A 23,284-nucleotide genomic window follows, 5' to 3' on the forward strand; every position below is an offset into this window, starting at 1 on the left:
GCGGGAATAGCTCAGTGGTAGAGCACAACCTTGCCAAGGTTGGGGTCGCGAGTTCGAACCTCGTTTCCCGCTCCAATTGAGTACAAAAAATAATTTTATCTACTTAATATTTGCTTTTTAAAAATTATCAACTAGCTTTCTAATTAAGCAAAACTTATATGCCCCGCATTCAGCATCTATGAGTGGAGATAATTATGGATAATAAAGCGAAGAATAAACTAACTCGATCAATCAAACTATTGCCAATGGCAGTTGCAGCATTAGTTATAACCGGTTGTAGCATTACACCAAAAGCAGTTGATCATGAAACACAACTTAATAATACCTATAAAGGTTTACATGATGCACTCAATGCACAGCAACCGATTAATCATAAGATCACATTATCTGAAGCCATTGCCCGCACATTGAAGTACAATCTTGATCACAAAGTGCAACAAGCACAATTAATGCTTGAATCAGGCAATTTAAAAGCAGCCTATATGGAAATGCTGCCAGCGATTAATGCCAGTGTTGATTATAGCTTTAGGAATAATGACTTAATCCAAAACTTAGTTAATTCAGATGGACAAGTGGTTTCAGGTGAACAAAGTTTCACTCCACGTGAGGTGATTAATCAATCATATGGTCTGCAATGGAGCTTGTTAGACCTTGGTTTAAGTTACACTAGAGCGCAGCAACAAGCTAATCGCGTGATGATTGCTGAAGAAGAGCGTCGCAAAATCACTCAACAACTTATCCAAGAAGTTGTATCAGCATACTGGAAAGCATGGACAGCACAAACGATGATCTCTGAAGTAAACCGCTTCAAAGAAAAGGCTGAGCTTGCACTCAAACGCTCTAAAGAAGCCGCAAGTAGCAAAGCAAACACCCCACAAATTGAGCTTGATTATCAACAAGTACTTATTAAAGCCATTCGTAAAATCAATCAATTAAATGCGCAAATTGCCGATGCTAAAGCAACCTTAGCGCGGTTAATGAACGCTTCTTTGGATAGTAAATTTGAGCTAACCAATCCAGGCACGGATCTCGCACAATTACCAGACATTAACCCACAGTTTGCAAAAATGGATACCTTAGCATTGATTTATCGCCCTGAACTACGTCAAGCATCATATCAAGTAGAGATTGCCAGAAAAGGCATTCAAGCGGCGATTATTAATATGTTGCCTGGCATTGATTTCAATTTTGGTTATAACGCCACCAATAATGAATTCATGAAAAACCAATATTGGTTAGGTGGCAATATTGGTGCTTCTCTTAACTTGATTCAAACGGTATTAACAGGCCCTTACGCCATTAACCTTGCCAATGAAACGTATAGTTTTGAGCAGCTAAAACAAATCGCAACAACGATTACCGTATTAACACAAGTGCGTGTTGCCTATACCAACTATTTATTATGGCAGGAAGATGCGCACTATGCAGTACAAGAAGCCAAGGTCTCCATGTCACTATTTGAACATGCTGAAAAGCTTGAAAAAGCCAATCAAGGTAATGAACAAATCACTATTCGCCGCGGTATTGAAGCGATTTCTGCACAGTTTGATAAAGATGTCACCTTAGCGCGAGCTCATGAGGCACTGTCTAAACTCTATCAATCGATTGGTTTAGATATTATGCCAGCTGAGGCACGCAATATGCCATTAGCTGAGCTTGAGAAAAAAGTATCAACCGTACTCAAAGCACAAAGCCAAGGTGAGTTTAATAGCGAGATTAATAAAGCGTATGATGATATTAAGCCAACTTTAGATAAGATCAAAGCACAAATGCTCGCCGAAGAAAAAGAAAAAGCAGAAAAAGCAGAAAAAGCAGAAAAAGCAGAAAAAGCAGAAAAAGCAGCTCCAGCAGTCAACAGTAAGAAGGGTAAATCAACTACCTCAGCTGCACCAAATACAGCAAAAGAAAATACAAAATAGGCTTTCGCTATAAGCACTTGAAATAGCTAAAGCTCATTGCTATCTTTCTAGCATTGTCATAAGAAATGGAAATATCTCTAATGCAACTAACCCACTTTAAAAAAATACTCTTAAGTAGCTTTATCGCTACATTTGCCTTTACTAGCACACCATCACTTTCATTTGCTAATACGCTAGGCGCCCCCCCTGTTATTATTATCAAACCTCATCCGGTTCAACTAAACGCTGCTAGTTGGTTGTTGATGGATTTTGAAACCGGAGACATCATCGCTGATCACAATATGCATGAAAGGCGCGCACCGGCAAGCCTGACCAAAATCATGACGGCTTATATTATTGCTGGAGAACTTAAACAAGGCACACTTAAACTTGATCAACAGATTAAGATCAGTGAGAAAGCATCTAAAACACCTGGCTCTAAGATGTTTATTAATCAGGGCTCACGTGTTAGTGTTAATGATTTATTAAAGGGGATGATTATACAATCTGGTAATGATGCAACCGTTGCATTAACTGAATTTATCGCAGGTTCTGACACTAACTTTGTGCGACTTATGAATAAAACGGCCAAAGCACTTGGCATGAAAGATACGCATTTTGCTACGGTTGATGGACTACCAGGCGATGATCAGTATACCACCGCCTACGACATGGCAATTTTAGCACGTAATTTTATTGAGCATTACCCTCAGGTTTATAAACTTTATTCTGAAAAAACGTTTATGTTTAATGGCATTGTTCAACACAATCGCAATAAACTACTACGTACATTCGAAGGAACTGATGGGATCAAAACAGGTTATACCAAAAAAGCAGGTTATAATTTGGTTGCCTCCGCTGTACAAAATAACCAACGCTATATTAGTGTGATCCTTGGCTCACCTAGCGCCCATGTGCGCGAGCAGGAATCTGAAAAGCTCTTAAATTTCGGTTTTAGTAAATTCGTTGATCAACTACTTTATAGCAAAGATCATGTTATCTCACTTGATAACACCACTATTACCGATGCAGCTAAAGATGCTACGTTGACAGTGATTGGCAAAGATGACATCACCAAAACGATTCCAAAATCTTTTGTTAACCATTTAAGCCAAAAAGTTGTGCTATTACCAGGACTTAAGGCGCCTATTGATAAAGGACAAAAAGTTGGCACACTCATTATTAGTGCAGGTGATTATGAGGTGATTGAAGTTCCTGTTTATGCTAACAACGAGATTGAACGCGCGGGATTCTTTAGTCGCTGGTTTGGTTAATCTCGCTTTTTTGTCACAATATTCTATACTCTAGTTACCTAAATTTGGATCAAGGATGAAAGAATGCCATTTTATTACAATGCTGCAGATTCTAAAAATAGCGCGCGTGATTTTATTGCAGTAACGATTTATACCAACGAATATATCGTTAAAGGTGAAATATCTGTGCGTGTAGGTGTACGCTTAACCGATCACATCAATAGCGAAACCAGTGGCAAATTTATTGCACTACGCAATGCAAAAATCTATCAAGATATAAATAACGAGCCTGCTAGTGAGTGTAAATTTATGAATATTAATCTAGAAAACATCCTCTTCTTGCACCCTGATGATGAATAACTTTGTAACAATGGTATACAAAACCTAGTCAAGAAACTCTGTAAAATAGTTTGTGTGCGGTATATAATGCTCGAGCATTGAAATAAGGAGCTCACGCGTGACAGAGAAGCAAAAAGGTCAAAAAAAAATCGTAAATGCTGCCAAGAAACTATTTGTAAAGAAGGGCTTTGATGGTACATCTCTACGCGATATTGCAGACAAAGCACAAGTCCCTGTTTCACTGATCTATCACTACTTTGAGAACAAGGTTCATTTATGGCAAGAGGTTAAAGTCAGCCTCTTGATCGATAGTGGTTGGATGGGTGATCACCATCTTGATAAAGATCGTAATTTTGCTGAATTTCTAGAATACTTCATCAATATGCGCTTGCAATTATTATATGCCAACCCTGATATTGTAAGACTCTTTGACTGGCAACGACTTGAAAGTGGCAAAAACCAACTCTTTGGCTTGGGTAACGCACCCAAAAATGGCAACTGGAAAACACTTTTAGACTACTTGCAGATTTATCGCGAAAAAGGTCAAGTTACCGATGCACTTAGCGATGAAGCGGTGACGAGCATGGTATTTGGCTTGATTTTAGGGCCTTTTGTACGAACAGGACAAGCTTACTTTAAAAACAAAGATGAATACGCCATATATAAAGAGATGATCACAACAACACTTATTCAAACACTTGCTGCAAAGCACATTGAGTAATTTGCAAAACACTCTAACATAACAGTAATTTAATTAAGTAAAAAAGAAGGGGAAATATATTTATGAGCAAAGAGAGAAAGCTCAGCATTGAAGTTATTGGCGGTATTATCTTATTTACCGCAGCAGTTGCGGCTATTGTTGTTAATAACTCATGGCTTAGCCCGTATTATCATATGTTAGAAACGGTTTATGCCGGCGTCTCTATTGGTAACTTTGCTTTACAGAAGAATCTCGTTCATTGGATTAATGATGGATTTATGGCGCTTTATTTCTTATTGGTCGGCTTGGAAATAAAACGCGAATTCGTTGGCGGCACACTTTCTAGCAAGTCCAATATTATTATTCCTGCCATTGTTGCTTTGTTTGGTTTGTTAGTGCCTGCGCTTATCTACTTTCTAATCAATCAGCATAATCCAAACTATATCGATGGTTGGGCAATCCCAACAGCTACTGACATTGCCTTCACTTTAGGCATATTGGCTCTCCTTGGTTCGCGCATTCCGACATCGCTTAAAATACTCGTAACTACAATTGCCATCTTTGATGATATTGCTGCTATTGCGATTATCGCTGCATTTTATACTAGCAACTTATCTCTTATCTCATTGTTTGCCGCTTTAATCTGTATTGTCGTACTTATTTGCATGAATCGCTTAGGGGTAAGAAAGCTTGCTCCATTTATGATTGTTGGCGTCATCATGTGGCTATGTGTTTTACAATCAGGTGTCCACGCCACCCTTGCCGGTGTTGCTTTGGCACTCACTATTCCACATACTGAGAAAAACTCTCCCCTATTGAAACTAGAGCATGGTTTAAATCCTTGGATTATCTTTATGGTTTTACCACTATTTGCCTTTGCCAACGCCGGCATTAGCTTTAGCGGCATGAGTTTATCACACCTATTTCATCCGGTATCACTTGGGATTATCTTGGGATTATTCTTAGGAAAACAAATCGGAATATTTATCAGTCTTTATCTATTTAGTAAAACGAAATACTTCACCATTGGACGCCAACTATCAGTGCCTCAGCTTTACGGTATTAGCTTAGTTTGCGGTATTGGTTTTACAATGAGTTTATTTATCGGCACACTTGCCTTTAGCACACCTGATCTTATGAACATGGTCAAAGTTGGTGTTTTGGGTGGTTCATTAATCTCTGGACTTGTCGGCTATCTTGTACTTAAAAAGTGCTGCAAACCCATATAATACAATGCTCAAAGTCACCGACAGTAACTTTCAAGAGTTACTTTAAGCGTCTTATTAGTGGCACACCTAGTGTTATTGCTCGATAAATAAAAAACAATAAATAAGCAAGCCATAATCCGCTGTTGCCAACTGACCAAAAAGCCGCGACACTTAACAAATATAAAATCATAGATACGATCATTGCATTACGCATAATCGTTGTTTTAAGCAGACCAACAAACACACCATCTAACCAAAAACTAAATACCGCGATTAATGGGAATATAATTGAGAAAATAACATAGTGCTCAGCTGCTTGGCGGACGCTTGCAATAGAGGTTAACAAATCAAATACCCACGGGTAAACACAAGCATAAATCAAAACAAACAATAAACTAAAAGCAATAGAGTAACTCAGTGTATATAGCAAAGTACGTTTTAATGCACTTTTATCATTTTGCCCAATATTTTCACCAACTAGCGTTTCTGTTGCATTGGCTAAAGCATCCAAAAAAAGTGCTAACAACATCGAAAATTCAATCAGCAAAGTATTTGCAGCAAGCACCTCTTGGCCCATATGTGCTGAGAACACAAAGAATGAATTAATACAGACCTGTAAACACAAAGAACGTATAAAAATATCACCATTAACCGACATAAATGCTTGGTAAGCTCGCCAATTAAATTGACTGCGATGTATTAACTTCTTCAATGAAACCTTGTTATCTTTGGCGATTCTAATGCTAAAAAACAATGCAAAAATACAACTTAAGGCTTGTGATAACACCACGGAATAGGCTATTCCCTTAATATCCAAATGCAGTAATTCAACAAAAACAAGACTCAACAAAACACCTGAAATGCTCGTAATAAGCGCCATCAAGAAAGCAAGCTTTGCCCGTTGTAGCGCAATAAAAAAGCCAAGTAAGACATAATTAATGAAAACAAACAACAAAGCATAAATAGTGATATTAAAGTATTCACTAAATAGCTTGGTTACGGCTTGATTCATCGACAATATTGCTAATGCCAGATCATAAATGACGCCTTGAAACATAATCAATATAAACGCCAATATCATTGCGACAATAAGCGCCTTTACTAACCAGTCAAAGATCTTATTAAAGTCTCTCTTACCGTATTGTTGCGCAATAACGCCCGTTGTACTCATTCGTAAGAAGTAAAACAGTGCACTGATAAAGGTAATTACTGAAACGCCTAAAGCGCTCGCTGCCAAATAACTACTGGCATGCAGATTACCCATCAATGCCGAATTAACAATGCCACATAATGGCAAACTAATATTGGCAAGAATTAAAGGAAGCGACAGCTGAATGATTTTTTTATGCACAATCAGCCACGTTGATTAGAGTGTGTTTTCTAATAGGGTCTGTGATTTAACAATACGATCAATTTGTTGAAGCTGCATTAATAATGACTTCATTTTTTGAATTGGTAACGCATTTGGTCCATCGCTTAAAGCCTTGGCTGGATCTGGATGTGTTTCCATAAATATGCCTGAAATCCCCGCTGCGACTGCCGCACGTGCCAACACTGGCACAAATTCACGTTGCCCACCTGAGACATTACCCTGCCCACCTGGCAACTGCACTGAATGTGTCGCATCATAAACCACAGGACAACCTGTTTCACGCATAACCGCTAATGAGCGCATATCTGAAACCAAATTGTTATAACCGAAGCTTGCACCTCTTTCACATGCCATTACTTGCTTGTTGCCTGTTGACTTGGCTTTCTCCATCACCTGCTTCATATCCCAAGGTGCCAAGAATTGACCCTTTTTAATATTAACGGGCAAGCCTTGCTCGCAAACTTGTACAATGAAGTTTGTCTGACGACACAAAAAAGCAGGTGTTTGCAATACATCAACAACACTTGCAACCTCTGATAATGGCGTATCTTCATGCACATCTGTTAATATTGGAACCTTAATTTCCTTTTTAACTTTCGCTAAAATCTCAAGTCCTTTATCAATACCAGGACCTCTGAAGCTGTTAATCGATGAGCGATTTGCTTTATCAAAAGAAGATTTATAAATAAACGAAATACCTAATTCATCAGTTAATTCTTTGAGATAACCTGCTGTATCCATTGCTAGCGCCTCTGATTCAATAACACAAGGTCCCGCAATCAAAAAAAATGGCTTATCCATCCCTACTTCAAAGTTTAATAATTTCATCATATGATCCAATTTGGCTAAAACTTGAAGTAGTTTAATGCGCACTAGCATAAATAGGAAGGGCTTTCTTAAATGAAGCTTGAATGAAGGCTTGACTTAACACTCAAAAATTCAGACACTCATGGGCAGTTTAAATCATACTGTACATAATTATGCTATTTATTTTAATGCTTATCATTGGCTACTTATTTGGCTCAATTAATAGTGCCATTATCACCTGTAAACTCATGGGTTTACCTTCACCGCGCAGTATTGGTTCCGGTAATCCAGGCGCGACCAATGTCTTGCGCCTAGGAGGCAAAAAGGCTGCAGCAATCACGCTTTTAGGTGATGCATTGAAAGGTTTAATTCCCGTGCTCATCGCACATGCTTTACATTTAAGCGCAACTGAGATTGGTTATATCGCACTTCTTGCCGTTATTGGTCATATATTTCCTGTGTTCTTTGGCTTTAAAGGTGGCAAAGGCGTTGCCACTTTAATTGGTGTAATCCTTGGGTTTTATTGGTTGATTGGTATTATCTTTCTTGCCACATGGCTCATATGCGCTTTAATTACCAAATACTCCTCACTCTCTGCATTAATTGCAACGATTGTTTCCGCTGCTTGTGTGATATTTATCTTTAGTTTTAATACCGCACTGCCATTTATCATTATTGCTATTATTGTCATCTTAAGACATCACGAGAATATTAAACGTTTAATCAATGGCAGCGAAAGTAAAATAGGTCAAAAGAAAAATGCCTGAATTACCTGAAGTCGAGACGGTTAAAAACGGTCTTAGCTTATATTGCTTAAAACGCAAAATCATAAGTGCCAATACTTATATCGATAAACTACGCTACCCACTGGATCCTAAGCTTAGTGATAAAGTAACTAACCAATGCATTCATGATATCTCAAGGCGAGGCAAGCATTTGATTATTACCTTAGATGATTATGCATTGATTATTCATCTTGGCATGTCTGGCGTATTACAAATTGTTGATAACAATGCCTATCAGCATAAAAAACATGATCATATTGTTTTACAACTTGATGACGGTCAGGCGATCTTTTATCATGACCCACGTCGCTTTGGTTATTGGGATATTACCGATAGTGACCCTTTATCACATAAATACTTTTTAAACTATGGTCCTGAGCCTCTAACACAACACTTCAATAGTTGCTATTTGCAACGCGCACTTAACGCACGCACACAAGCGATAAAAAGTGTGATTATGGATAATAAAATTGTGGTTGGTGTTGGCAATATCTATGCCTGTGAGAGTTTATTTAAGGCAGGCATTTCACCATTGAAACCCGCTAACACCTTAACAAAAAATGAACTCAGCAAGCTTATCGATGCCATCCAATCCACGTTATTGCAAGCGATTAAAGCCGGTGGCACCACCTTGAAAGACTATAAAAATGCCACAGGTAAACCTGGTTATTTTGCCCAATCTTTAGCGGTTTATGGGCAAAAAGACAAGGCATGTCAGGTCTGTTCAACAGAGATTATCTCGATTGTCATCAATCAACGCAACACCTTCTATTGCCCACAATGTCAACCATAAGGGAAAAGAATAATGATCAAAGCAACTAACTATATGGAAGCATTAAAAGCCATTGAGAAAAAAGACTTCCCTTGTTATATCATCACCGGCAAAGAACCTTATCAAAAAAATAAACTCATTGAAAAAATCAATGCCAAATATAAAGCACAAAACTTTGAGATTTTGCGCACACAGATCATCAATCAGCAATATGATTTTTTGCAAAGCAATTTTAATAGCTTTAGCTTGTTTGCCGAAGAGCGTTTGTTGCAACTCACGATTACTAAAGCGCCTGATAAGAATGCGCAAAAACTGCTCCTTGATTGCCTTAACAACATCTCACAAAGTGATCGTTTTTTATTGATTTTTGATGATCTGACAAGCGCACAACAAAAAACCAAATGGTTTCAATCGATTGTTCAACAAGCATTATATATTCAAGTATGGCCAGTTAGCATTCAAGAGTCGATTAAACTCATTAAGCTTGAGCTTGGCTCTCTAAATAAACCGATTACATTAACTGAAGATGCCTTGATGCTCTTAGCACAAAAAACCGAAGGCAATCTCTTTGCTGCTAATCAAATGATTAGCTTACTACAACATCAACCGCAAACGCATTTTGATGATAAGGCACTTACTGAGTATTTATCCAATGCGATGAATTATGATGTATTTGATCTGGCACAAAGCCTTATCGAACAAAATATGAATCGCTCACTGGTGATATTACAGCATCTATTCAAAGAGCGTGTTGAGAATGCCATTATTCTTTGGGCAATTCTCAAAGAGCTACGCATTTGCTATAACCTAAGCACGCAAACGCCACAACAGCAACAACAGACCTTTATGCGCAATAATATCTGGAAAACACGCCAAGCGCCTTATGCGCGACTATCTAAGAAATTTAGCAAACAACATTATGCCAAGCTTTTTAATCAATGCTTTGCCATTGACTTACTCGTTAAAGGAATCGAGCAAGGTGATGTAGAGCAAGCATTAACTGAGTTGGTATGTCAATTATACTAATAATATCGCAGCAACTGTAAGACGTTTAGCCACAATCTAAGAGTTGCCTATGCCTCAATCTCAGAAATTACCTTTTTGACATTTGCAATAGATGTACCACCTATTGCTGTTTTGCTATTCACTGCTGACTCAATGCTCAATACTTGATAAACATCGTTATCAATCATCACAGAAAAATGCTGAAATTCAGAAAGGGTTAAATCAGTTAATGACTTATTTTCACTTAAAGCATAGGCAGTAATTTCGCCGACAATATGATGCGCTTTTCTAAAGGCAATACCTTTTTTAGCCAGATAATCAGCAAGCTCCGTTGCCACACAAAAACTACCATCATAGTTTTTATCTTTATTTACCACTAAGCTTTCAACGGTTATCGTTGTCACTTTCAATAAGTCACTCACGGTATCAACGGCTGCAAAAAGTGCTTCTTTATCCTCTTGCAGATCTTTGTTATACCCCGATGGCAAGGCTTTAACGGTTGTTAATAATGCAACTAAATAGCCATTTAAACGTCCTGCTTTGCCACGAACCAACTCCATCGCATCTGGGTTTTTCTTCTGTGGCATAAGTGATGAACCTGTGGTCACTAAATCACTCATTTCAACCAAGTCAAACTCGGTCGTTGAATAGATAATCATATCCTCAGCAAAGCGACTTAAATGTGTTCCAATAAGGCTAATCGCAGCTAATAGTTCAATAATGTAATCGCGATCACTTACCGCATCCAAGCTATTTTGGGCAATCTCATCAAACCCCAACGCATCTGCCATTTTCTGGCGATCTAATGCCCACGCATTGCCAGCAATCGCCCCCATGCCTAGTGGCGAGATATTGACGCGTTTTTTAATATCTAAAAGTCTCTCATAATCGCGTTTCAACATCTCATAAAAGGATAAGAAATAATGCCCCCAAGTGATCGGTTGCGCCTGTTGCAAATGGGTATATCCCATCACAAATACATCAATATTTGCTTTGGCTTGCGCGACAAAAGCCGCTTGTAAGGCTTTGATCAGCTCAAATAAATGCTCAATATGATCAAGTACCCATAACCTTGTCGCACAAGAGACTTGTTCATTGCGCGATCTTCCCGTATTGGCTTTATAGGCAAGATCGCCTATTTTATCGACTAGCGATTGCTCTACAAAGGTATGGATATCTTCAACGCCATCATTGATTGCCTGCTGAATAAGATACGGATTATTATTAACCTCATGTTCGATCTCTGCTAAGGCTTGATGCAACGCCTTCAATTCGTTATCAGATAAAACATTGATATCACATAACGCTTCAGTAAATGCTTTTGTCGCCTTGATATCATAAGGGAGCAGCCGATAATCAAAGCTCAATGACTCATTAAAACGTACAAATAAGGGATTATTATCCTCACTAAAACGCCCACCCCAGAGTTTTTGTTTTTCTTGTTTTTTTTGTTTTTCTTTATTAATTACTTCTGCCATGGCTTATCCTTTAATTCATTAAAAAATGTGATGAAAAATTCAACGCCCTCGTTGATTTGTTCTACATAAATAAATTCATCGGCACTGTGGGAACGCTTTGAGTCTCCTGGTGAGAACTTAACACTTGGACAATTAACAATCGCCTGATCTGACGTCGTTGGCGAGCCATAGCTATTAATACCTTTTGCTAATAATGCTTGCATTAATGGATGCTCAAATGGCGTTTTACTAGCCTTAATGCGTAATGACCTAGGAGTTATTTCTGATGACATATATTCACGCATAATGTGCAGCACATCCTCATTGCCATAGGCATCAGTCGATCTAACATCAACAACAAAATGACATTTTTCAGGGACAACATTATGCTTTACACCAGCGTTAATCATCGTCACACTCATTTTCACATCACCCAATGTCTCAGAGGTTTGCGCAAACTGATAATTGTTAATCCAATTGATATCTTCAATAGCTTTTAATATTGCATTATCCCCCTCATTGCGTGCAGCGTGTCCTGTCTTGCCATGGGCGACACAATCACAAACCATTAAGCCCTTTTCACTAATCGCAAGCTCCATGCTTGTTGGCTCACCAACGATCGCAAAATCAATAGCATCAAAAAAAGTTAGTGCCAACTCGGCACCATTTTTCCCTGAAACCTCTTCTTCAGCAGCCGCACATAATAATAGATTAAAAGGAAGGTCTGCCCTTTCATAAAAATAACTAAACGTAGCGATCATACTCACCAACGCGCCACCGGCATCATTGGATCCCAAGCCATATAATTTGCCATCAATGATTTCAGCACTATAAGGATCACGCGTGTAGCTCTTGCTCGGTGGCACGGTATCGTGATGGGAAATCAGTAAAACGGATGGTTTGTTATCATCAAAATATTTATTCTTAGCACACACATTATTGCCAACTAAGGTACTAGCAATACCACGTTCAAACAACCATTGTTGGATAAATGCCGCACTTTGTGCCTCGTCTTTTGAAATCGATGGGATTTCAATTAAACATTTGAGTAATGCCAAGGCTTCCGCTTGTTTATGTGCTATATCTTCAATCAATACATCAGAATGCATACTTATACTATTTGTCATTAATTAATACCCTTAAATTAGAATAACTGTATTGTCGTGACTTTTGCTTTCTTACCTTGCAAGGTACGAGCAATATTATCCGCATTACTAATCACCACTTGATTAACGTTAGAGGCTAGCGCATCAAAGCAATTCTCGAGCTTAACCAACATGCCTTGTTGGATCTTGCCTTTTGATATTAAATGTTGGTAGGCATGTAAATCTAAGGTTTCGATCAATGAATCGGGATTGGCAATATCCTCATAAACCCCTGCCAAATCCATACAATAATATAAATTAACCTGATATTGATGTGCCAAGGCTTTTGCGATTTCATATGCCACTGTGTCAGCATTGGTATTTAAAAGCTGCCCACTACCATCATGGGTGATTGGTGCAATAACAGGTAAAAAACCATTATTGATCAAATCAATTAATACATTACGATTGACTGCTTTAACATCGCCAACAAAACCAAAATCATGCATTTGAATTCCACGTTTGTTGCTTAGTAGCAAATTAGCATCAACACCACTTAAGCCCAATGCATTAACATCATAAGCTTGCAACTTAGCCACCATCTGTTTATTAATAATTCCGGCTAATACCATTGTGGCAAGATCTAATGATGCTTGATCAGTCACGCGCCGACCATTAATAAAGGTAGATTCAACACCTAGACGCTTCGCTAATTGACTCACCTGATCGCCACCGCCATGCACGATAACACATGGATTATTTTGCTGTGAAATAGCGTGTAATAGCATATTGAGCTTACTGTCATCATCGATTACACGCCCACCTAATTTGATGATATTAAGTGCTTTATTCAACTTCATTGGCATAGACCTTTTCATTTAATAATGGTGCCTTTGACGTTTTTAATTTCAAAGTTTTGACAAGTTCGGATAACACATATTGCGCGGCATAAAGCCGATTCTCAGCTTGTTCGATAACAATTGAGCATTCAGAATCAAGCACCTCATCAGCAATCACAAGATTGCGTCTCACGGGCAAGCAATGCATCACCTTGGCATTAGGGGCATTTTTTAGTTTCTCTTGAGTAATCATCCATTTGTCATCGGTATTTATGACCTTGCCGTATTCTTTAGTGCTTGACCAATTTTTGACATAGATAAAATCAGCATCTTTAAACGCCTCATCTTGATCATATACCACCTTGGCATCACCAATAAATTCTGAATCCAGTTCATAACCTTCTGGATGTGTCACTACAAACTCATAATCCATCAGTTGCATACCCTCAGCAAACGAGTTTGCTACCGCATGTGGCAAGGGATTAACATGTGGCGCCCAACTTAAGACGACTTTTGTTTTTTTTAGTTTTTTTAGTTTTTTTGGTTTTTCACACTCTTCAATCGTTAGTATATCAGCAAGACTCTGCAAAGGATGACGCAAGGCTGATTCTAAATTCACTATTGGGCAATCCGTATATTTTTTAAATGCGCTAAAGATTTGCTCTTGATAATCTTGCTCTTTGTCATTGAGCTTGGCAAATGAGCGAATTGCGACAATGTCACAATAGCTTGCAATGACTTGTGCTGCCTCTTTGATATGTTCAGGTTTATCGGAATTCATCACTACACCTTCGTTAAACTCCAGTGCCCAACCATTATTCACATCAATCGGTAACACGTTTAAACCAATATTTTGTGCCGCTTTAATTGTTGAAATCTTAGTGCGTAAACTTGGATTTAAAAAAATAATACCTAAAGTTTTATGTGCACCTAATTTATCATTCGCATGTGGATTCTGCTTAATCTCAATACATGATTGAATCGCTTCTTGGATATTATCAATATCATTAATACTTAAATATTGCTGCATGTTTTTACTCCTAGAAACTGTGTTTCTTTTATCTTATAAACTCTCTTTTGGCTGAGCATGAGTCGAAGCCATTACAAATGTGTAATAAATAAATTTCGTCAACTATCACCGCTCCCCTTGAGGGATCACTCGTGCAGCTTAAGCTGCGCGGGTGAGGGGGTAATTGAGGCTACAACTTATTTTTCACATTATTTCTACTCACCCTTCGAGTTTGCTCAAGGTGCGGTTAATACTTTTAGATGAGCGCTCATCTTCAATCACTTCTTTTAATGCCAAAATAAATGCATCAATATGAGATTGCTGAATAGTTAGTGCAGGCAGTAAACGCATCACTTGCCCCGCTTGTGCCACACCAGTAAATATATGCTTTTGCTTTAAAAGTGCGCCACGAATTGCCTTACAATCTAAGCTAAATTCAACACCTAGCATAAGCCCACGCCCTCGTACGGTTGTCACTTCAGGGATTTGTAGTAATTGCTCTTTTAAATATGCCCCTTGTTGCTTGGCATTATCAACAAGTGCTTCATCGTCAATAACTTCAAGCACAGCTAACATCGCAGCACAGGCAAGATAACTACCACCGAAGGTTGTGCCTAACATGTTTTTCAATACTGGAATATCATCTTTGATCAACACCCCACCAACAGGAAAGCCATTACCCGCCCCCTTAGCAAAGGTAATTAAATCCGGTTCAATGCCTGATTGCTGGAAACTAAAAAACGCTCCTGTGCGCCCAAAGCCAGATTGAATCTCGTCAACAATCAATTTTGCACCATACTCTTGACACAAACTACTTGCCGTCTGTAGAAAATGTATATCCGGTTCATAGATACCGGCAATGCCTTGAACACCTTCAATAATTACCGCAGCCACATCATTATCCATCGCTTCTTTCAATGCATCGATATCATTTAATAGCACACTAATGACTTGAAAATCATTTGAAAATGGTGATTGAATCGCAGGATTATCAGTAACTGCTAAGGCAAGATTTGTGCGCCCATGAAAGCTATTATTAATGCTAATTATTTTGTTGCGTTTGGTGACAACACCAGCAAGTTTAAGCGCATTTTCTACCGCTTCCGCCCCTGAATTAACTAGAAATAACTGGTAATTATGACAACCACTTACTTGTGCTAGTTTATCTGCCAGATGTTGCTGCATCGGCATCTCAATACTATTGGAATAAAAGCCGATATGTTGCAACTGTTGAGTGATTCTTTCAATATAATGCGGGTGACTATGCCCAATTGAGATCACCGCATGCCCACCGTATAGATCAAGATATTGTTGAGCATTGCTATCCCAAACATATAAATCTTTGGCTTTATTTAATGTAACGGGATAACGATCATATACTTCATATAAATTCATAAAACCACCTTAAAAAACACTGGCCTTGAGGGACAAACCTAACTCACAAGGTAAGTCAAACATAAGATTCATATTCTGTAGAGCTTGTCCTGAAGCCCCCTTAATCAAATTATCAATGACACTGACAACATGCAGATATTCTCCATGTTTTTTCACGGATAAGAAACAAGCATTGGTATTAACGACCATTTTTAAATCTGGCTCCTGATCAAGTACTTTGACAAAGGCACTTTGTTCGTAAAATGCTTGCAAAATTTGTTGTGCCTTTATTTCAGTGAGATCTGACTTAAAATAAATCGAGGCAAAAATACCACGACTAAAATTCCCCCGCATTGGCACAAACAATATTTGATTGTTTGAAGATAATTTCAATGCTTGTTTAATTTCAGCTAGATGCTGGTGCGAAAATGCTTTATAAACAGACATATTATTAGTGCGCCAGCTAAAGTGGGAAGTTCCACTGGGCATCACACCGGCTCCGGTTGAACCAGTAATGGCATTGATATGAATATCTCCATTAACATAATTGCCAAAAGGCATTAGCGCCAGAATAATAGTCGTCGCAAAGCAACCAGGATTGGCAATATTAGATGCAACGGCAATATCACTTTGCTTAATATCCGCCAAACCATAGATAAAATCTGGATTTGCCTGAGTATCTCGATGATCCTGACTTAAATCAATTATCTTGGTATCTGCTTTGAATTGATGCTGTTTAAGTGCCTCCTTAGCTTGCCCATGCCCTACACATAAAAACACGACATCAACATTATAATTTATCTCTTTATTGAATACGCGTTTATTATCGATCAGATAGAAATCATGATGTGTTTTGGCGATTAACTCACCGGCTTGTGAGGTACTATGTATAAACTGAATATCCACTTGCGGGTGATAAGTCAGTAGTCGTAATAGCTCACCGGCGGTATAACCCGCACCGCCTAAAATACCAACCTTTATTTTTTTGTTATGCTCAATCATAAAACTTTACCCTGCACCGCTGCTTTAATTGAGCTAAATTGCGTTGTCTTGGCTGACTTATCTTTATTTTGCAATTGATAATAAGCGGCAAGCTGTGTGCTCATCACTTTAGTAAATCCTTTGACATCATCACCTGTGAAACTTGCATTCTCCTCACCATATTTGGCATGTTGTGCCTGCATTAAATCATGCTCAGACTGTATACCCAACAGTACGAAATGAAGTGGATAAAGCTTCACAAACACATCCCCTGTTACCTTTGCCTGCGTCGATAATAACAACGCTTCAATATCACGCGCTGCCGGATCAAGAAATTGTCCTTCATGTACCATCTCAGCATAGGTATCACTTAAGCTTGTTTTAATTTTAAGCTGTGCTTTAGTCAGTACATGTTTTTCCAATAAGTGATGCGCCTTTATCAGTATTAAAGGCGCAGGCGCTTCAAAGCCAACACGCCCCTTGATATTGATAATGGTGTCACCGACATGAATATCGCGACCAATACCGTATTGGCTAGCAAGATCATTAAGCTTTTGAATTACTTGAATTGAATTTGATAACTCGTCATTTAAAGCAATTGGCTCACCATTAATAAAGGTAATCTTTAACGTTTCTTCTGTATCTTGCGCTTTAGCTATCTTCGTTGGCCAAGCCTCATCTTTTAAATATAAATCTGAACTTAAGGTCTCAACACCACCAACAGAGGTACCCCATAAACCTTTATTGATCGAATAATTTTTGCTACTTTCGCTGCAACTTACACCTGAATTAATTAAATATTCTTGCGTTGCCGCACGTGATAATTTCAAATCACGAATGGGCGTGATAATTTGAGCTTCTGGAGATAATATATGAAACATCAGATCAAAGCGCACTTGATCATTGCCTGCTCCCGTGCAGCCATGTGCAATCTTAGTGATACCCATCGTATTTGCTACCTTAGCAATCGTCATTGCTTGAAAAGCACGCTCAGCACTGACAGATAAAGGATAACAGTTATTTTTAAGTGCATTAGCAAAGATCAGAAACTTAACACATTCCTGATAAAAGTCTTTTGTGACGTCAATGCTTTGATGCGTTTTTGCACCCAACTGATAAGCTCTGCGTTCAATCTGTGCTAACTCAATCTGAGTGAAACCACCCGTATTAACCGTCACAGTATGCACTTCTAAGTGATGCTCCTGCTGTAAATACTTAACACAAAAACTTGTATCCAAACCTCCACTAAATGCGACAATAACTTTCATTGATTGCTCCCTTTTATTATCTTTATTATCTTGATTCTTTTGTAATACACCTTGCTCTTGCTGTTCATTTTGCTCTTTTTGCTCTTTTTGCTTTTGTTTTCTTTGCGGATCGTACAGCATCCCTGTGCATAAACAATTTTGATATTCTTTAGCTTGTAAAATAGCGAAGTTCACACAACTCATACATCCTTGCCAAAATGTCTTATCCTTCGTTAAGCCAGTAAAAGCAGCCGGCTCATAACCTAATTCATAATTGATACGCATCACCTGAGGATTGGTCGTTAACCCAAAGATCTTAGCATTAGGATAATATTCACGCGCTAACATAAAAGCTTTTGATTTCAAGGCTTTGGATAAACCTAAGTTGCGATATTCTGGAAAAACAATTAAGCCTGAATTAGACACATAAGACTTATCTTGCCATGACTCAATATAACAAAAACCTACAATTTGATTAAGCAGACGATCAATCGCAATCACTGCATGTTTTGAACGTATTTTCTCTTGCAAATAGTTCACACTGCGCTTGGCAATACCCGTCTTTCTTTGCTTAGCACTTTCTTCAATCTGTGCAGCAATTACATGGGCAAAATGGCAATGCGTACTATTGGCAATAACGATGTCGACATGACTTAGCTTCATCTAGGTGCTTTCTATTAATCCAAACGAAGCTCAACGATAGCAAAGCCTTAATGATAGATAAAATTCATTTTTTATATGTTTTGATGAATTAAATTCATCAAAACATAGTTTTCCATTAGTGAATTAATTAAAAGCTTCCATTGCTTTAGCGATTTTTGCAGCAATCACTTGATGCGTTTCTGCCGTTGGATGTACTGTATCCTCAAATAGATGTTTTTTATTATCAGCTTGCGGTGTGCACAATAGTGCAGAATTAGTCAAAGCTGCTAATGGATTATCTGGGGTAACAGGCGCCTGCTTACACGCGGGTGTTGTCGTGTCATCAAACTGATAGGTTTTGCCCAATGCAGACATCTCATAATTTGCCACCATATCATTCATTAAATTGAAAACATCCACTGGCACAATTTTAATACTTGGGACTTGTTTTTGTAACGTACCTAACATATTACTCAATGCCGTGTTATAAGCAACAGATGCTTTTTCTAGTGCTGATTGCTGGTTAGCCGCAATCGCCAATGGTGTTAAACCAATATTTGGTAAAAATAGCACAACAAACTTCTTAGCACCATGCGCTGCAAGATACTGAACATCATAGGCAATATCGCCTGCCGCTTGTGTCATCGCTTGTGCAACCTCAGCCGCGGATGGTGTTGGCTTCTTTGCAACCTCAAGGAATAGGTTGTTGGCACCACCCCATAAAATATACACTTTACTTGCATCCGCCATACCATTATTTTGATTTAGGTAACTATCAATTTGATTATAATTTTCAAGCTGATCATAGACTGGTTGCAAACCAGCATCAGTTGCTTTAGGGCAACTATAAGCAGGATGCCCATTCACTTGTGGAATAGGACCAATCGGTGATGGCATATATAATGGTAAATTTCCAGGTGGCGCCAATGTTGGTGCAGCAGCAAACAGTGATTTATCCAACACTAATCCAATCCCAGAGCACGTTGTTGTTGCACCACCTTGTGCATAATTATTACCCGCTAAGCCTTTACTTTCCGTATCAAGTGATACATTCAAGAAAGCTTGTAATACAGGGTTAATCTGAGCATACCACACAGGATATGCCACCTTTATTGGCTGCATATAATAGCTATTATTAGCTAAAGCCGTTGTACTTGATGCCCCAACCAACTTAGCCAAATCAGTAACCCAAACATTGCCTCCTGGGGTGGTATAGGTTGTTGATTTATCCGTTGATGTTCCAGGCACTGTTGGCCATGCAGGTAGTACATTGGGTAAAAATTTATGTAACCCTTTGACTAGGGCAGCTAGCTGATCCTGCACACCTGCATCCGACAAACTATCGCCAAATACAACAAAGTCTTGCCCTTTATCACCTTTAACCGTAATCGTTTGTGTTGTGCCGCCAACACTTATGGTTAAAGTGTCCTGTTGATTATATTGCGTATCCGTTGTTGGCGCATAGCTCAAACTAAATTGACAACTTTGACCATTACTAATAGCTTGCGCACACGTCCCTAAATCAACAGTGAATCCAACATTTCGATTGGATTGTGTGACACTCACCTGATATGCATTTGACTGACCGACTGCACCAATGCTTTGATCACCAACGCTTACAGTGAACTCTTTTTGATTATTTTGATTAATATCCGCATGGATCACATTATCCGTCGGTGAGCTAACATTAACAGCAACCCCAACGCTGTCACCGCCACCCCCACCACCACAGGCAGATAATAGTGTTACTGCTGTCAGCACACTGATTTTTTTCCACGCTTTCTTAGATTGCGAAAACTTTATGTTCATCATCTTTTTACCCTATTTATTAATATTAGAATTTATATCTCAATGCCAAACCAAAGATATCGGCAAACCCACGATAATCAGCAGATACTTTATTTTGCTCAATATTTGGAATATTTGCATTTGAACCGGTATACTCCGTGACATTGATACTTTGATTAAGCATGAAAATATGCTCATAGACGGCATCAATTGAGAAATGATCATTAACATGATACGTGCCACCGAGTGTCACCCAAATGCGGTTAGTATCCGGCATTCTTGCATCTCTTGTTTCTGAGACCGTTGGTGTTTGGTCATATGCCACACCGGTTCTTACCGACCAATGTGGAGTAATTTTATAATCCGTTCCCAATGAGAATAACCAGCTGTTTTTCCAACCTAACTGCATCGTTGAAGAAGTTGAATAACCTCCTGGAGTATCAATGGTCAGCTTATCCAAAGTACTCCACATCGTATACTGCACAGTGCCTCTGACTTGCCATTTTGACGTAATATCTTGAGTAATACCGAAATTAATCACACCAGGGGTTCTAAATGAAGTCGATGCATCAGAAATATAGCTATTATACGGTGCCCCTGGCGTTATTGGTGTGCTCCCTGTTGGTAGTAACCATTGATTGCCTGTACCTTCAATATTCATCTTAACTGGTGTGCGATAACTCAAACCAAAATAGGTCGCTTTCACTGGATGAAACATCACACCAAAAATACCACCAACGCCCCAGCCATTACCACTAATATTCGTCGCTTGATTTGTAGGCGTTGCCAGTTCGCCATCATAGTTTGAAAACTCAGCACTGGCATATTGGATTTGCAATCCTGCGGCAATCGAGATCTCTGGAATAATATTAAAGGCAATCTCAGGTGTTAAATTAACGACTTCAATTGATGTTTTCTGTGCGGCATAGCGCACAACTGAGTTATCATCATAATTTGTCGTCATTCCCCACGGTGCGGTTAACGCCACACCCGCTGCTAGTCGATCATTAATACGCCATGCACCATATAAGTTAGGTACTAACGCACCCTCAACCACACTATTTTGCGATGATGCACCTGATACAGGATCATCTGCAAAAGGAATCGTACTGTAATGTACACCATGACTGGCTTGTGCATTGGTCATTTTCACACTAGGTAAGATATAGCTGCCACCGATGTAAACGCTGTTATCCTTAACAAATCCCAAGTTAGCTGGGTTATTAAAGATACTACTGACATCATCTGGACTTGCAGCACTTCCTGCCATTGCCATCCCTTGTAAATAAACACTGTTCTCATTGACCTGAAAGCCTGCTGCTTCAGCCTGACAAGTCATGGCAAAAGCCACTGCCAAAAATGACAGCTTGTGTAATTTTCTCATATTTTCCCCTCTTTCAACAAAACGCTCTCACATATGTATTTAATCTACATATAAAACAAGGGGATTGTACTGAATCTCGCTACTCAGTCAAATCGATACAGGCATAATCGGGATAAAAAGAGTTCGAAAATACAACGCATCCGCTTTATTGGGTAATTTATCTACTAATTAGACCAAGCTAAATCCATTGCATGCTGCACTTGCACATCAATGTTTTATTGATTTCTACTGGGCTTTTTTGACACCTGATAACAAACTCACCAATATGGGGCCTGCAATATTCTGCCATACAGCGTAAAGTGTCCCTGCAATAGCTGCTAATTTACCAAAAAATAAAATTGCAATCACAATCCCTAAACCAACATCAAGAATACTAAACTCAAATAATAAGGCAAGCGCGCTTTTGTGATCCAGGCTAAATATTTTCCCTAAAACATAGCCAATAACGGAGGCTAAAGCGTGCAGTAAAACAATAGCAACACATAGTTTCAAAGACACATGCCATAACGCTTCTTTGTTTAGTGCAACCACAACCATCACAACAATAACAATCGTTATAATTGCAAGTAATGAAAGTTTATTTAAGGTGTGTGGCTTTAGTTCGATAAAACGCTGAAAAATAATCCCTGCCACTATTGGCAGTACCACAATCATCAAAGTGGTTGTTACAATACCAACCCAAGGAATTGTTACTGTTTTATGCAAAAATAAATACAATATTAATGGCATAATAATAGGTGCCAATAGCGTTGTAACCAATGTAAGACTGACAGTTAGTGCTAGATTTGCTTTAGATAATAATGACATCACATTAGACGCCGTTCCTCCAGGGCACGCACCGACAATCACAAGACCAATTAATGCATAATTATCTAACTGAAGTAGTCGTCCAATAGTATAAGCGATCAGTGCAGTGACAAAAGATTTCAACACAATAATCAGTATGAAGCGTCCCTTGATATCAGCAATCTGTCGCATATCTTTAAGAGACACATTAATGCCCACCAAAAACATAATAACCCCTAAGAATAAAGGAATAAATGCTTTTAGAGGAGTAAAAATACTCGGCAAGCATAGTGCCAGTAATGCCCCGCATATCACAAAAATAGAAAACGACTTAATCATGGCGTAATTGTTTAACTTCATGTTTTTATCCTACTCACGATGAAGCTATAGTCTCTCAGTAAAAAAAGCGTATCACAAGTTACTATTTAAATTGGGTCAAATTAAAACGTGTGACATAAAGATTCGACTATGTGAAAACGGGAGTGTTCATAAAACTGTGTCAATTTAAATTTAATATTGATGTAGTGTGTTATTGCTAGAATAAACAGAGCAA

General features: G+C 38.6%; 20 protein-coding genes and 1 tRNA gene. 9 read left to right on the top strand and 12 right to left on the bottom strand.

Annotated elements, in window-relative coordinates; genetic code table 11:
• From ACY10D_RS01120 to nhaA, 6 genes are all read left to right on the top strand, one after another.
• Positions 1-75, top strand: a tRNA-Gly gene (locus ACY10D_RS01120).
• A 119-nt stretch (positions 76-194) separates the two neighbouring features.
• Positions 195-1,919, top strand: a complete 1,725-nt coding sequence (locus tag ACY10D_RS01125) for a TolC family protein (RefSeq protein WP_486998974.1) — start codon at positions 195-197, stop codon at positions 1,917-1,919.
• Between the two features lie 80 nt (positions 1,920-1,999).
• The gene (locus tag ACY10D_RS01130) at positions 2,000-3,172 is read left to right on the top strand and encodes a D-alanyl-D-alanine carboxypeptidase family protein (RefSeq protein WP_486998975.1); all 1,173 of its coding nucleotides are present in this window, start codon (positions 2,000-2,002) and stop codon (positions 3,170-3,172) included.
• Between the two features lie 63 nt (positions 3,173-3,235).
• Positions 3,236-3,511 carry a DUF6812 domain-containing protein gene (locus tag ACY10D_RS01135; protein WP_486998976.1) on the top strand — a complete coding sequence of 92 codons (276 nt, stop codon included), beginning with the start codon at positions 3,236-3,238 and terminating at the stop codon, positions 3,509-3,511.
• 97 nt (positions 3,512-3,608) lie between these two features.
• The gene (locus tag ACY10D_RS01140) at positions 3,609-4,211 is read left to right on the top strand and encodes a TetR/AcrR family transcriptional regulator (protein WP_486998977.1); all 603 of its coding nucleotides are present in this window, start codon (positions 3,609-3,611) and stop codon (positions 4,209-4,211) included.
• A gap of 62 nt (positions 4,212-4,273) precedes the next feature.
• Positions 4,274-5,419: a Na+/H+ antiporter NhaA gene (nhaA, locus tag ACY10D_RS01145; protein WP_486998978.1), complete on the top strand. Its 1,146-nt coding sequence runs from the start codon at positions 4,274-4,276 to the stop codon at positions 5,417-5,419.
• Between the two features lie 37 nt (positions 5,420-5,456).
• Here the strand turns inward: nhaA and ACY10D_RS01150 are convergent, their stop codons facing one another.
• Positions 5,457-6,749, bottom strand: a complete 1,293-nt coding sequence (locus ACY10D_RS01150; RefSeq protein ID WP_486998979.1) for an MATE family efflux transporter — start codon at positions 6,747-6,749, stop codon at positions 5,457-5,459.
• 15 nt (positions 6,750-6,764) lie between these two features.
• Positions 6,765-7,598, bottom strand: a complete 834-nt coding sequence (gene kdsA / locus ACY10D_RS01155; protein WP_486998980.1) for a 3-deoxy-8-phosphooctulonate synthase — start codon at positions 7,596-7,598, stop codon at positions 6,765-6,767.
• A gap of 146 nt (positions 7,599-7,744) precedes the next feature.
• Between kdsA and plsY the strand changes: the two genes are divergently transcribed.
• From plsY to holA, 3 genes are read left to right on the top strand one after another with little or no spacing between them, the layout of a single operon-like run.
• Entirely contained in the window at positions 7,745-8,344 is a 600-nt protein-coding gene (plsY, locus tag ACY10D_RS01160) for a glycerol-3-phosphate 1-O-acyltransferase PlsY (RefSeq protein ID WP_486998993.1), read from the top strand.
• A complete protein-coding gene (gene mutM / locus ACY10D_RS01165) occupies positions 8,337-9,155 on the top strand; it encodes a bifunctional DNA-formamidopyrimidine glycosylase/DNA-(apurinic or apyrimidinic site) lyase (RefSeq protein WP_486998981.1) in 819 nt (272 codons plus the stop codon). Before plsY ends, mutM begins: the two co-directional genes overlap by 8 nt.
• Before the next feature lie 12 nt (positions 9,156-9,167).
• Complete coding sequence (gene holA / locus ACY10D_RS01170; protein ID WP_486998982.1) at positions 9,168-10,160, top strand: DNA polymerase III subunit delta; 993 nt, start codon at positions 9,168-9,170, stop codon at positions 10,158-10,160.
• A 47-nt stretch (positions 10,161-10,207) separates the two neighbouring features.
• Here holA and argH read toward each other — a convergent pair whose 3' ends face one another.
• From argH to ACY10D_RS01220, 10 genes are all read right to left on the bottom strand, one after another.
• Positions 10,208-11,617 (bottom strand): argininosuccinate lyase, encoded by a 1,410-nt coding sequence (argH, locus tag ACY10D_RS01175; protein ID WP_486998983.1) that lies wholly within the window; start codon positions 11,615-11,617, stop codon positions 10,208-10,210.
• Complete coding sequence (locus ACY10D_RS01180; protein WP_486998984.1) at positions 11,605-12,723, bottom strand: M20/M25/M40 family metallo-hydrolase; 1,119 nt, start codon at positions 12,721-12,723, stop codon at positions 11,605-11,607. The genes argH and ACY10D_RS01180 overlap by 13 nt, the downstream gene beginning before the upstream one ends.
• A gap of 17 nt (positions 12,724-12,740) precedes the next feature.
• Positions 12,741-13,541 (bottom strand): acetylglutamate kinase, encoded by an 801-nt coding sequence (gene argB, locus ACY10D_RS01185; protein WP_486998985.1) that lies wholly within the window; start codon positions 13,539-13,541, stop codon positions 12,741-12,743.
• Positions 13,528-14,550 (bottom strand): Rossmann-fold NAD(P)-binding domain-containing protein, encoded by a 1,023-nt coding sequence (locus tag ACY10D_RS01190; protein ID WP_486998986.1) that lies wholly within the window; start codon positions 14,548-14,550, stop codon positions 13,528-13,530. The genes argB and ACY10D_RS01190 overlap by 14 nt, the downstream gene beginning before the upstream one ends.
• A 198-nt stretch (positions 14,551-14,748) precedes the next feature.
• Complete coding sequence (locus ACY10D_RS01195) at positions 14,749-15,924, bottom strand: aspartate aminotransferase family protein (protein ID WP_486998987.1); 1,176 nt, start codon at positions 15,922-15,924, stop codon at positions 14,749-14,751.
• 9 nt (positions 15,925-15,933) lie between these two features.
• Positions 15,934-16,905: an N-acetyl-gamma-glutamyl-phosphate reductase gene (argC, locus tag ACY10D_RS01200; RefSeq protein ID WP_486998988.1), complete on the bottom strand. Its 972-nt coding sequence runs from the start codon at positions 16,903-16,905 to the stop codon at positions 15,934-15,936.
• Positions 16,902-18,794 (bottom strand): argininosuccinate synthase, encoded by a 1,893-nt coding sequence (gene argG, locus ACY10D_RS01205; protein ID WP_486998989.1) that lies wholly within the window; start codon positions 18,792-18,794, stop codon positions 16,902-16,904. Before argG ends, argC begins: the two co-directional genes overlap by 4 nt.
• 123 nt (positions 18,795-18,917) lie before the next feature.
• Positions 18,918-20,585: an SGNH/GDSL hydrolase family protein gene (locus tag ACY10D_RS01210; RefSeq protein WP_486998990.1), complete on the bottom strand. Its 1,668-nt coding sequence runs from the start codon at positions 20,583-20,585 to the stop codon at positions 18,918-18,920.
• Positions 20,586-20,607: 22 nt separating this feature from the next.
• On the bottom strand, positions 20,608-21,945 hold the full coding sequence (locus tag ACY10D_RS01215) for an OmpP1/FadL family transporter (RefSeq protein WP_486998991.1): 1,338 nt from the start codon (positions 21,943-21,945) through the stop codon (positions 20,608-20,610).
• Between the two features lie 225 nt (positions 21,946-22,170).
• Positions 22,171-23,091, bottom strand: a complete 921-nt coding sequence (locus ACY10D_RS01220; protein WP_486998992.1) for a bile acid:sodium symporter family protein — start codon at positions 23,089-23,091, stop codon at positions 22,171-22,173.
• Positions 23,092-23,284 lie beyond the last annotated feature (193 nt).

This window comes from Cysteiniphilum sp. (assembly GCF_057495195.1).